Origin of the sequence: Erysipelothrix piscisicarius, assembly GCF_003931795.1 — a bacterium.
GTDB lineage: Bacteria > Bacillota_I > Bacilli_A > Erysipelotrichales > Erysipelotrichaceae > Erysipelothrix > Erysipelothrix piscisicarius.
Window position 1 is genome coordinate 1,012,187 of record NZ_CP034234.1, and the last position, 12,770, is coordinate 1,024,956.

Consider the following 12,770-nt stretch of genomic DNA (forward strand, 5'->3'; position numbering starts at 1 on the left):
TTCGTCCTTTTGGATGGATTTACGTTTTTCTTTTTTATAGAGGAGGTTATTATGGTAAATATTAGAGAAGATGAACGTCTTAATATCTTGAATCACTCATCAGCACACTTACTTGCTCATGCTGTGAAACGTCTTTATCCTGAAGCAAAGTTCTGGGTAGGACCTGTAATTGAAGATGGTTTTTATTATGACATGGATTTAGGAGATCAAGTACTTACAGAAGAGGATCTACCTAAAATTGAATCAATGATGCGAAAAATTGCTAAAGAAGACAAGCGCATTACACGAGAAGTGTTAACAAAACAAGAAGCGTTAGAAATCTTTAAAGATGATTCGTATAAAATCGATATTATTAACAATCTTGAAGATTATGCAACAATAACTGCATATCGTCAAGCTGAATTCATCGATTTATGTCGTGGTCCCCATGTTGAGACGACAAAGAAAATGAAATATTTCAAATTATTAAAAGTTTCTGGAGCGTATTGGAAAGGGGATTCCAAGAATAAAATGCTTCAACGTGTATATGGAATTACATTTGAAACTGAAGAAGACCTTAATCAATACCTTGAATGGTTAGAAGCTGCGAAAGCACGCGACCACAAAAAACTTGGTAAAGAACTTGAACTCTTTATGATGAGTGAATTTGGGCCAGGATTCCCATTTTGGTTACCAAATGGTATGACATTACGTCATGCTTTAGATGAATACTACTATAACGCGCATATTAAACGTGGTTATGTGCTTACACAAACACCAACAATGCTGAATAAAGAGTTGTGGGAAGTTTCAGGACACTGGGAAAACTACCGTGAAAACATGTATACCTCAACAATCGATGATCGCGAATTCGCAATCAAGCCGATGAATTGCCCAGGTGGAATGCTTGTCTATAAAAACGGCTTACATTCATACCGCGATTTACCGATTCGTCTTGCTGAAATGGGTCATGTGCATCGTCATGAAGCCAGTGGTGCGCTAAATGGTTTATTCCGTGTGCGTTCCTTTACACAAGATGATGCCCATCTATTTATGAGAGAAGATCAATTACAAGATGAAATCGTAGAAATATTAGATTTTATTGACGAGATTTATTCTACATTTGGTCTTTCATACTCAATCGAATTATCGACACGTCCTGAGGACAAGTATATTGGTGACATTGCGGTTTGGGACCGATCTGAACAAGCCCTCAAAGAGGCTTGTATGGCTGCTGGTGTCGACTTTAAAATTAATGAGGGAGATGGTGCGTTCTACGGTCCGAAACTCGACTTTAAAGTGCGAGATTCATTGAATCGTGTATGGCAATGTGGTACGGTTCAATTAGATATGAATCTTCCTGAACGTTTTGATCTTACATATGTCGCAGAAGATGGTAAGAAAAAACGACCTATTATGCTTCATCGTGCAATTTTCGGTTCAATTGAACGCTTTATCGGTATTCTTATTGAACACTTTGCAGGGGGATTCCCACTATGGATGGCTCCAAAACAGATCGAAATTATTCCTGTTAATACAGAGTTCCATATGGACTATGCCAATGAAGTTTGCGATCTTCTTTTAAATAAAGGAATTCGTGCACATGTCGATGGACGTAATGAAAAATTAGGCTATCGCTTACGTGAAGCGCAAAAGAATAAAATTCCACTTCAATTAATCATTGGAGATAAAGAAATCGAAGATCGTAGTGTCAATGTTCGCCGTTATGGTGAGCGTGCACAAAACCCATTTGAACTTGATGGATTTATGCAATTAGTGGAAGCAGAAATTAAATCCCGTTATATTCATAAAATTGAGAAAGACTAGTTTTTAAGGCATTAAATCGATCATAAATCGAGCGTAAATACACCATTGTATTTACGCTCTTTTTCGATATGTCAGTCCTCAAAGTGAAGTAGAGGGGCACTTATCCCTACATATATGATACCGGTTACATTTATTTGTGACATTTGTATTGATTATCAATATAAAATTCGATACGATATAGATACAAGGAAACTTGTATGGAGGAAACAGATGAAAAAACTATTTTCTAGTGTTTTAGTTGTCTTGTTAGCTCTTTCTCTAACCGCTTGTTCAGGTGGCGAAAAAGCACAAGATGGTAAAGGCGCAGAAATCGCTTTGATTACTGACGTTGGTACAATTGATGACCGCTCATTTAACCAAGGTTCATATGAAGGCGTTAAACAGTATGGGGACGAAAATAAAGTCACATATACATACTATCGTCCCGTTGCAAAAGATGACGAGGCATACTTTAACGAAATCGAAAAAGCGATTACTGAAGGGGGCGCTAAGGTTGTCGTTATGCCAGGATTTTTATTCGCGAACGCAGCTTTTAGAGCACAAAAGGAATTCCCAGATGTTAACTTTATTTTTGTAGATGGTGCTCCTTCGGAAACACCACAGTCGGAGCCTGTAATTGGTCCTAATATGTATTCTGTTGTTTGGGAAGAACAACAAGCTGGATTCTTAGCAGGATACGCTGCAGTCAAAGATGGCTATACAAAATTAGGTTATATTGGTGGTATGAAAGTTCCAGCTGTTGAAAAATTCGGTTTAGGTTATGTTTACGGAGCGAATCATGCAGCTGAAGAATTAGGTATTACTGTTGATATGATGTACAAGTATTCAGGAACATTTGAAGCATCTCAAGAAGTTCAGATGTTAGCTTCAGGTTGGTATGCAGGGGGAACTGAAGTAATCTTTGTTTCTGCTGGTGGTGCTGGTCCTTCAGTATTTAAAGCTGCAGAGGATAAAGAAGCTAAGGTTATTGGTGTTGACGTTGACCAATCAGGCGAAAGTGAAACAATCATCACTTCTGCTTTAAAAGAACTTCAACTTGCTGTTTATGAAGGATTAAAAGCACACTATGATGGCAAATTCCCAGGTGGTACGCAACATGCTTACAATATCAATGACGACGGTGTCGGATTACCTAAGAATTTCGACCGTTTCAAAACCTTTAAACAAGAAGATTTAGAAAAAGTTATCGCTGATATGAAAGCGGATAAAGATGGTGTTACTTCAACGATTAAAAAACAACATGCTGATGACTTTACAGATGTTATCAGTGATCCAATCTTGAAAAATATCAACATCACATTTATTAAATAGTAATGTAAAACGGCTAATTAGCCGTTTTCTTTTGCATAAGTGGAAAAAGAAGTGTTTGAATCAACGTCCTTCACTTGATAAAGTAAAAGTGCAGGGGGGATGATTATGAAATCTAAATGGGTTATTATGCTTTTAAGTTTTGTGCTGCTTGGTGGATGTTCGACACAATCATCGCAGGAGCAAACAAAATCTGAAGTCGCACTGATTACAGATATCGGAACGATTGATGACCACTCATTTAATCAAGAGTCGTGGGAAGGGATTATCGATTTTTGTAAGGATCACAATGTCTCGTATAAGTATTACCGTCCTGAGAATAAAGATGATATTGCATTCTATAATGAAATTCAAAAAGCGATTGAAGAAGGGGGCGCAAAAGTTGTTGTATTACCAGGATTCTACTTTGAATCGACTGCAGCAAAAATTCAAGATGACTTCCCTAATGTCAAGTTCATATTGATCGATGCACTTCAAAGGCTAATGAGGCCGGTGAGGTTGTGATTCGCGACAATCTTGTTCCCGTACTTTTTAGAGAAGAACAAGCAGCATATCTTGCAGGCTTTGTCACCGCACTTGAAGGATATACTAACGTAGGGTTTGTTGGCGGCGCAAAAATTCCAGCTGTAGAACGCTATGGAATGGGATTTGTGAAAGTTTTACAAGATGGTGCGAAAAGTAAGGATAAAGTTATTCATTTAAAGTATAAGTATTCAGGAACATTGGAACCATCCACTGAGATACAAATGTTAGGATCGAGTTGGTATAATGAGGGAACAGAAATTATTTTTGCCTCTGCAGGTGGTGCAGGACAATCAATTATTAAGGCAGCAGAAGATGCTGATAAGCGATTTATTGGGGTTGATGTGGACCAGTCATATATGAGCGATAAGGTTGCATTTTCTGCAACAAAAGGGATTCGGAAAACGGTTAAAAACCTTCTCGAGGCAAACTATAAACCAGAATTTCCGGGTGGAAAACGTTTAATCGTAGATCTCTGGCATGATGGTGTTGGTCTAGCTTATAAAGAAGATCGATTGAAAGAAATCAATAAAAACCAGGTTGATACGCTTATTGAAAATACGATGCAATTGATCGAGTCCAAAGAACTGATTATCCAAACGGAACATGATGAAAGCGGGGCTATTTTTTCAGATAAAAGTCAATTTTCAAATTTACAAATCGAATACTATCGCTGAGCATGAAGCTCAGCGATTCGTATGTATCCCATTATTGAAAGCGCTTGCTAAACTGTGTTGAAAATGCTAAAATTTAGGTGAACATCAATCATATTCTACCAAGGGGATCATTGAAGTTAGAACCCATCACAAAGGGTTAATTACCACACAAATGATACAATCTATGCGCTTCAATTGAGTAAAATATGAGGGTTTAAAGTAAAAAAATAATATGGGGATGATGCTTATGAAAAATCGACAATCAAATATCAAGTCTGCTTGATATTTTTATTATTTAAATTTTACTGTTTTATAGGTCTTTTTTTGTGTATGATATGTTTAAGGAGTGTAAGGGAATATGAAAAATATTGTTGAAATGAATCATATCACCAAGACGTTTCCAGGCATTAGAGCCAATGATGACGTCACAATTTCACTTCGTGAAGGGGAAATTCTAGCGCTACTGGGTGAGAATGGCGCTGGTAAGTCAACGTTGATGTCTGTGTTGTTTGGAATGTATCAACCAGATTCAGGGGAGATTGTCATTCGTGACAAAGTAACCCAAATCAATAACCCTCATGAGGCTACCTACCATAAAATTGGAATGGTACATCAGCATTTTAAATTAGTAGATAACTTTACGGTTACAGAAAATATTATTTTAGGCGTTGAAACCGTTGAGCGCGGCATGGTCCGTCTTGCGGAAGCTCGAAAAGACATCATTGAGTTAAGTAATCGATACAATTTAAATGTTGATCCGGATGCGAAAATATCTGATATATCTCTTGGAATGCAACAACGTGTTGAAATTTTAAAATTACTTTACCGTGAGAGTGATGTCATGATTTTCGATGAACCAACGGCTGTTTTGACACCTCAAGAGATTCAAGAGTTAATGGCAATTATGAAACAACTTCGATCGGAAGGCAAATCAATTATTTTTATTACGCATAAATTAAATGAGATTAAAGAAGTTGCCGATCGTGTGTCAGTTTTACGTAAAGGAAAATTTATTGGGACTGTTAATGTTAAAGATGTGACCGTCGATGAAATGTCCGAAATGATGGTTGGTCGAAAAATAGATTTAAATATTGATATGAAACCACAAGAACGTGGTGAAGTTGTTTTAGAAGTTACAAATATTAATGTGGCTTCATCCCATGGAAATCATGATGCTGTAAAAGCAGCTTCTTTTGCATTGCATGAGGGTGAAATTGTAAGTATTGCAGGGATTGAAGGGAATGGGCAACATGAGTTGGTTTATGCAATTGCAGGGATGTTACCCATAACTCAAGGAGAGATTGTGCTCAAAGGGGAAAGTATTGAAGATAAATCGATACGATACCGAAATACACATGGTATCTCGCATATCCCTGAGGACCGTCACAAAGATGGCTTAGTCCTTGATTATAAATTAGATTATAATCTCGTCTTAAAACAATATTTTACAGATCGATTCCAAAAAAACGGGATGCTCCGATTTGATAAAATTGAAACATACGCTCGTAAAATGATTGAGAAATTTGATATTCGTAGCTCAAAAGGACCAAGTTCTGTTGTGCGCAGTATGTCGGGTGGAAATCAACAGAAAGCAATTCTTGCCCGTGAAATTGATATGGGTTCTGAGGTTCTGATGGCAGTTCAACCAACGCGAGGTTTGGATGTAGGAGCAATTGAATATATTCATAATCAGCTTGTGGCTCAACGTGATGCTGGAAAGTCAGTGCTTTTAGTATCTTATGAGTTATCTGAAATTATGAACATTAGTGACCGGATCCTCGTAATGTATAACGGAGAGTTTGTAGGTGAATTTAAGCCGGAAGATATTACGCAACAAGAACTGGGCTTATATATGGCTGGAGCAAAGCGGGGTACTCTAAATGGCAAAAACTAGTTTAATTGGAAAAAAAATTAAAGACTTTTTCGCGAATGAAGGCAATCATGCAGTAATTGCATCTTTTCTTGCAATCATCATTGGTTTGTTTGTTGGATTTTTAGTGATCCTTTTGACAACGCCACAATATTCACTCAGTGCATTTTGGATTATTCTTAAAGGTGGTTTCCATCATAATTTACGCGGTATGGGTAACGTTCTATTCCGTGCTGCGCCGATTATTCTAACGGGATTATCCGTCGGATTTGCATTTAAAACGGGTCTCTTTAATATCGGAGCCTCCGGACAATTCACGGTTGGTGCCTTTACTGCCGTATATATTGGTGTGAACTGGACATGGATGCCTGCTGGAACTGGTTGGATTGTCGGATTAATTGGTGGAGCACTTGCAGGAGCGCTATGGGGTGCGATTGTTGGTGTTTTAAAGGCTTATCGAAATGTGAATGAAGTTATTGCTTCGATTATGCTGAACTATATAGGAATGTATGCAGTAAATTATCTAATTACTAATACGGCATTTGATTCCGTTCATTCAAGAACCTTACCGCCTGTCAATGCATATTTACCGGTACTTGGTTTGAATAAAATTTTTCCAAGATCATCAGTAAATATTGGTATTGTTATTGCGATTGTTATGGCAATTCTAATCTACATTGTTTTAGAAAAAACGAAATTCGGATTTGAACTCAAGGCAGTAGGGTATAATCGCCATGCAAGTCGTTATGCAGGAATTAATGAAAAAAAATCAATTATTCTCTCGATGACAATTGCTGGAGCGCTTGCTGGCCTTGGAGGTGCAGTAATGTATCTTGCAAATGTTGGAAAATACATGGATGTCCTCAATGTTCTTTTAACAGAAGGTTTTGATGGTATTTCTGTCGCATTACTTGCACAAAGCAATCCGATTGGTATTATTCTTTCGGGTCTATTCATCGCACATATTACGTATGGTGGTAATAATCTTCAATTATTCGGTCTTGAACCTGAAATTATTTCTGTTATCACCGCAACAATTATTTATGTGAGCGCACTAACAATACTTCTTAAGGGATTTATTGCGAAAGTGACTAAAAATTCCGGAGGTGATAACTGATGAACACACTCGCATTTATTGTTCAACAGATGTTATATGTTGCGATTCCATTATTGGTTGTTTCACTTGGAGGACTTTTCTCTGAACGTGGTGGAATTGTCAATATCGCTTTAGAAGGGATTATGGTTTTTGGTACCTTCTTTGGAGTTATCACTCTCTTTTTCCTTCAAAATCATATGTCAGGTCAATTGCTGTATATTGTTGCAATGTTAGCATCCATCCTTGCAGGACTTGCGATGGGAGCAGTTCATGCCTTCGCGGCAATTAATATGAATGCAGACCAAACCATTAGTGGGACTGCGATTAATATGTTTGCTCCGGCATTCACGGTATATATTGCGCGACTTTTATATTCTGTAAAAGAAATTCCTTTTAGAAATGAGTTCCTCATTCGAAAAGTACCATTCTTATCAGAAATCCCAATCGTTGGAAAACTGTTTTTTACAAACGCGTATATTTCTACCTATATTGGTATTGCAATACTTTTTATCGCAACTTTTGTTATCTATAAAACACGCTTTGGATTACGTTTACGATCTGCTGGAGAAAATCCTCATGCACTTGATGCTGCAGGTGGAAATGTAAAACGAATTCGCTGGGCGGGTGTTCTTATTTCTGGAGCATTGGCTGGTCTTGGTGGACTTATTATCACAGTTCCAATCAGTACTTCATTTACGGGAACAGCCAATGGATATGGGTTCCTTGCATTAGCAATTCTTATTTTCGGACAATGGAGACCGAAGACGATCTTCTTCTCATCGCTATTTTTCGCACTTGCGCTAACGCTTTCAAATGTTTATTCGGGAATACCGTTCTTGAATGGGCTTGGAATTCCTGATCAAGTATTTAAAATGTTGCCATATATTGCGACTTTAGTCGTACTTGTATTCACATCTAAGAAATCTGCCGCACCTAAAGCTGCGGGTCAACCTTATGATGCAGGGAAACGTTAAATTAGAATATTAAAAGAAAAAAGGTATGATTTTCTAGGAGAGAATCATACCTTTTTTTGTGGAAATGTATTTTAAAACAGAAAACATTGAATTCCATAGAGTCTATTTATTTTCGTTAATATTGTGAAGAAGTTCTAATTTTAGGTCATAGAGTTTTTGCGACAAATCAACGTAGTAGCGGTGAGGGTAGTGAAGACGTTTAACCTCATCCCAAATTGTTTCCAATTCTTTTTGCGAATATAGAGCGATTTCTTCAAGATTGGGTAGTTCATAAACACATTTACCATTTTGATAAATGGGAACTTGTAATTCTCTGACTTGATAATCGGTAAGTGTTTTTTTCTTCCAAGGCGCTGATGGATCAAAGATTGTAATCGTATCTGTTGGAATAATCTCATCTGCAAGTGCAATGTAATCTGCAAGTGCCTTGTTTGTATGATTATCATAAAACGATAGAGACGTTTATAACTTGGGTTTGTAATTTTTCGATGTTTTCGCTGACTTTAATTTTAGGTGTCAGGGTTCTATCTGAATGTTCTTGGGCAACTAACTTGTAGACGCCTCCCAAGACTGGCTCAGATTTAGAAGTTATCAAATTTTCGCCAACACCAAATGAATCAATTTGTGCACCTTGGTAAATGAGGTCATCGATGAGATATTCATCAAGAGAGTTTGAAGCCATAATCTTACAATCTTCAAGTCCTGCCTCATCAAGCATTTTGCGCGCTTCCTTGGATAGGTAGGCGAGGTCACCGGAGTCGAGTCGGATGGCTTTAAGGCGGTATCCATTTGGAATTAGATATTCATGTGCAACACGTATTGCGTTAGGGATACCGGATCCTAATGTATCATAGGTATCAACTAGAAAAATTGCATTATCTGGATTAATTTCCGCAAAAGACATAAACGCTTCAAATTCAGAATCATGAAGTTGAATATACGAGTGTGCCATAGTTCCAGAAACATTGGCTCCGTATTGATAACCAGCAAGCGTGTGCGATGTCCCGATACATCCAGCGATGATTGCAGCACGTGCTCCATCGACCGAAGAATCATAACCATGTGCACGACGTGCGCCAAATTCAAGGACAGCACGTCCTCGGGCTGCATTTACAATGCGACTCGCTTTAGTTGTCACTAAAGTAGAATAGTTGATGGATAACAAGAGCAGTGTTTCGATAAGCTGTGCTTCGATCACGGTACCCCGCACCGTTACAAGGGGTTCATTTTGGAAGACTACAGTTCCATCTTCCACTGCCCAAATATCGAGATTTAATTCTAAGTTTAATAAATAATCAAGAAATTTCGGATCTGTAAAGCCTTGTTCATAAAGATAATCAATATGATCCTGTGTAAATTTAAAATTATTAATTGTTTCGATAAGTTTGCTTAAGCCATTGAAAATGAGATAGCCCCCTTGGTTTGGTATTTTACGGGTAAACATATCAAAATAAACAATTTCTTCATGTCGGTTTTGTTTGAAATATGTATAAGCCATCGTAAATTCATATAAGTCAGTCAAAAAGACTGCATCATTAGGTTTTATCATTCTGTCACCGTTCTTTCTATTTACATCATATTGATGTACAATGCTATTATATTGTATCATTTTTTGGAGGATGTATCATGAATGAAGAATTAATATTAAAAAATGGCATAAAGGTTTATCAAATTAATGAAGAAAAGTTTCATGAAGTGTATCTTTCGTTAAAAATTGTATTTAAGCTTGAATCACGAACAAATACGATTGCTAATTTATTAACACGTATGATGGGAGACCGATTGATAGAAAACCCTACAAAAACATCACTGGCACAGCGACACGATATGTTGTACGGGGCGAAGACCAGTGCTTTAACGTATACTCTTGGCACGTATCAAGTTATTGACCTTGGAATTAAAATGATTCATGAGCGATTCACAAATGAATCGTTGCTTGATCAACAAATTAAGTTGCTTAAGGATATGTATCTGTATCCACTTCTTTCTGAACAAACCCTTGAAGAGGCTAAGAAAAATTTACGTATTAGTCACATGCACATCAAAGAAAATGCATCCCAAAATGCTTTGGTTAAGAGTTTTAAGTATGCGGGCGAGGGTCAATTATTTGGATTAAGTGCTTTTGGTGATTTAGAAGATTTGGACACCATTACCTTATCAGAAATTCAAAATTTCCATACACGTTGCATTCAAGAATTTAATAAACAAATCTATTTAGTTGGAGGTATTGATCGTGAGTGTAATTTCGATGCATTTACAGTAGGTCATTCAATGCCCATAAATGAAGCGCTATTAAAAACCAAAATTACAAACGCGTATCTTGAGGAACGTTATAAAGGAAGTCAAAGTGAGCTGGTATGTGTTTATGAAACAAGCATCACACCTTATGACGATTTATATTATGCATATTTGGTATTTATCGCATATTTAGGTCAACTTCCAACATCACTTTTATTTCAAAATATTCGCGAGAAACATAGCTTATGTTATTCAATCTATGCATCGCGTCAAGTCTATGATGGAATTTTCTATATTGCGACAGGCGTAAGTGATAAAAATGTTGAGAAAGCAATATCACTGATTGACGAGCAATTTGACTTGATTCGTGAGGAGCCTTTAGATCTTAAAGCAGCGATTAATTACTTAGATCTTTCATTGGAAGGCAATACAGAACGAATTAAGAGTATTGCAGATCATACCTTTAGAAACAATATGTTAAAGGTGAATGAATCCATTGAATCAATGCAAGAAAAAATTCGTGCTGTAACAGAAGCGGATGTGAAAGCCGTACTAGAAAAAATTACAAAACCGTTTATCTTTGCGTATCGAGGTGAAACTAATGAAAACAATTAAGAACGATTTTAACGAAAAAGTGTATACATTTACGACACCCAGTGGCTTGAGCGTTACTGTAGTGCATCGACCCGGATTTAAGCGGTCCAGCGCAGTTTACGGAACGCCATTTGGTGCATTAAATCTCAAACAGAGTTTGAACGGAACTGTTGTTGAGCACAAGTCAGGGGTTGCACACTTCTTAGAACATAAACTTTTTGAAGATGAGAGCAAAGACATTTTGAGTCAGTTTGCGGAACTTGGTGCAAGCGGTAATGCTTTTACCTCTTATGAACAAACGATGTATTATTTTGGGCATAACGGTGATTTAGAAGCGCCATTACGCTTGTTGATTCAATTTGTGAGTAAGTTTAGTGTAAGTGAAGCCAGTGTTGAAAAAGAGAAGGGTATTATCATCGAAGAGATTAAAATGTATGAACAGATGCCGGATATGCGTTTATTAAACGAAACGTATGTAAATCTATTTCACCACTATCCCTTTATCTATGACAATGCGGGAACAGAACAAAGTGTGACAGAAACGACACGTGCTGATTTACTTAGAGCATTTGAAATGAATTATTCAGACCATCGTATGGCATTGACGATTGTAACGCCTATGGATCCACAAAAGGTGGCGGACATTGTACTTGAAGAAACTGAATGTCATCTTGCATCCGAGGAAGAAGTGGTTGATTTTTTTGATGAAGAACCGTATTGTGTAGCGATTAAAGAGCGCGAAATTCAAGGGGATGTTGAAGTTCCTAAGATGACTTATTCCTTTAAGTTTCCATATAACCGGAATCATAAGCTTAAAGATGAATTTTTAATTCGTATGTTATTGGAAATGAACTTTTCGGAAATGATTCCAGACTATCAGGTTTGGCTTGATGAAGGTATTGTTTCGAACTCATATGGTTATGATGTTGATATTCGTGAGTCCTTTGGAGTCATCTATTTTGTGAATGAAGGCCATAAACACGAAGCGTTTAAAGCGATTATCAAAGAACGCATGGCTCATATTAAACATGATGAAGCGTTATTTAATCAGTTAAAGAAGCGTTATTATGGTGAAATGATTATGTCATTAAGTAAAACTGATGAGCTCGCCATTACGTTGGGCCGAGCACACTTCGATGGGATTTCGTATTTTGAATATTTAGAAATGATTCGAGACTTATCCTATGATGCACTCGTAGAAATTGTGGGTGTGATTTTAGACAGTGACGATACGTTTTTACGAATGATTCATGCAAATAACTAAGTTAGATTCTCAAGAATCTAACTTTTTTGTTGTATTTACAAAAAAATATTTAGGATGTTTATAATTTGAAGTAAATTTATATTTGTGGGCAATTCCACACAAAAAATAAAAGGAGGATACTATGAATTTTGTCCAATTGGTTGGTCACATAGAAACTATGCCTGTGCCAATAGAAGATCACTCAAATGAGAGTTATGCATTGATGCACGTTAGTGTTACTTCAAATTTTAGAACTCCGACAGGGATTTTTAGAAAGGATACCTTCCCAATTCTACTTTGGCGGGGTGCAAGTGAGACGACGACAAACTCTTGTAAACCGGGGAGTTTAATCTCTGTAAAAGGTCGATTGGAAATTAATGATGATCAATTCATCTTAATTGCAGAACATCTTGAGTTCTTGTACCCGAAAGAGTACCCAAGAGAGTGATTTTTTTGTATAATA

10 protein-coding genes, 1 pseudogene and 1 other annotated feature (1 of these 12 cut by a window edge) are annotated in these 12,770 nt (G+C 37.0%); of the genes and pseudogenes, 10 read left to right on the forward strand and 1 reads right to left on the reverse strand.

The genetic code is table 11. The annotated features are described in order from the left end of the window. Positions 1-12 (forward strand) — a binding site (T-box leader); it begins 186 nt to the left of the window's first position. Between the two features lie 39 nt (positions 13-51). The 7 genes from thrS (at position 52) to EEI45_RS05145 (ending at position 8,232) form a co-directional block, all read left to right on the forward strand. Next, on the forward strand, positions 52-1,806 hold the full coding sequence (gene thrS, locus EEI45_RS05120) for a threonine--tRNA ligase (protein ID WP_125164390.1): 1,755 nt from the start codon (positions 52-54) through the stop codon (positions 1,804-1,806). 210 nt (positions 1,807-2,016) lie between these two features. Further along, positions 2,017-3,117, forward strand: coding sequence for a BMP family lipoprotein (locus EEI45_RS05125; RefSeq protein ID WP_125164391.1), 1,101 nt, complete (start codon positions 2,017-2,019; stop codon positions 3,115-3,117). 105 nt (positions 3,118-3,222) lie between these two features. Next, positions 3,223-3,618 (forward strand): BMP family lipoprotein, encoded by a 396-nt coding sequence (locus EEI45_RS09910; RefSeq protein ID WP_267128095.1) that lies wholly within the window; start codon positions 3,223-3,225, stop codon positions 3,616-3,618. Next, positions 3,615-4,313, forward strand: coding sequence for a BMP family lipoprotein (locus EEI45_RS05130; protein ID WP_267128096.1), 699 nt, complete (start codon positions 3,615-3,617; stop codon positions 4,311-4,313). Before EEI45_RS09910 ends, EEI45_RS05130 begins: the two co-directional genes overlap by 4 nt. Positions 4,314-4,650: 337 nt before the next feature. Further along, positions 4,651-6,186, forward strand: a complete 1,536-nt coding sequence (locus EEI45_RS05135) for an ABC transporter ATP-binding protein (RefSeq protein ID WP_125164392.1) — start codon at positions 4,651-4,653, stop codon at positions 6,184-6,186. Further along, positions 6,173-7,279, forward strand: a complete 1,107-nt coding sequence (locus EEI45_RS05140) for an ABC transporter permease (RefSeq protein WP_125164393.1) — start codon at positions 6,173-6,175, stop codon at positions 7,277-7,279. The genes EEI45_RS05135 and EEI45_RS05140 overlap by 14 nt, the downstream gene beginning before the upstream one ends. Then, positions 7,279-8,232 carry an ABC transporter permease gene (locus tag EEI45_RS05145; RefSeq protein ID WP_125164394.1) on the forward strand — a complete coding sequence of 318 codons (954 nt, stop codon included), beginning with the start codon at positions 7,279-7,281 and terminating at the stop codon, positions 8,230-8,232. The genes EEI45_RS05140 and EEI45_RS05145 overlap by 1 nt, the downstream gene beginning before the upstream one ends. A gap of 102 nt (positions 8,233-8,334) precedes the next feature. Here EEI45_RS05145 and EEI45_RS05150 read toward each other — a convergent pair. Then, a pseudogene (locus EEI45_RS05150) lies at positions 8,335-9,781 on the reverse strand (nicotinate phosphoribosyltransferase). Between the two features lie 77 nt (positions 9,782-9,858). Here EEI45_RS05150 and EEI45_RS05155 point away from each other — a divergent pair. The 3 genes from EEI45_RS05155 (at position 9,859) to EEI45_RS05165 (ending at position 12,755) form a co-directional block, all read left to right on the forward strand. Then, positions 9,859-11,085 carry a M16 family metallopeptidase gene (locus EEI45_RS05155; protein ID WP_125164395.1) on the forward strand — a complete coding sequence of 409 codons (1,227 nt, stop codon included), beginning with the start codon at positions 9,859-9,861 and terminating at the stop codon, positions 11,083-11,085. Beyond that, positions 11,072-12,328: an EF-P 5-aminopentanol modification-associated protein YfmH gene (gene yfmH, locus EEI45_RS05160; RefSeq protein WP_125164396.1), complete on the forward strand. Its 1,257-nt coding sequence runs from the start codon at positions 11,072-11,074 to the stop codon at positions 12,326-12,328. Before EEI45_RS05155 ends, yfmH begins: the two co-directional genes overlap by 14 nt. 121 nt (positions 12,329-12,449) lie before the next feature. Beyond that, positions 12,450-12,755 (forward strand): single-stranded DNA-binding protein, encoded by a 306-nt coding sequence (locus tag EEI45_RS05165; protein ID WP_125164397.1) that lies wholly within the window; start codon positions 12,450-12,452, stop codon positions 12,753-12,755. Positions 12,756-12,770 lie beyond the last annotated feature (15 nt).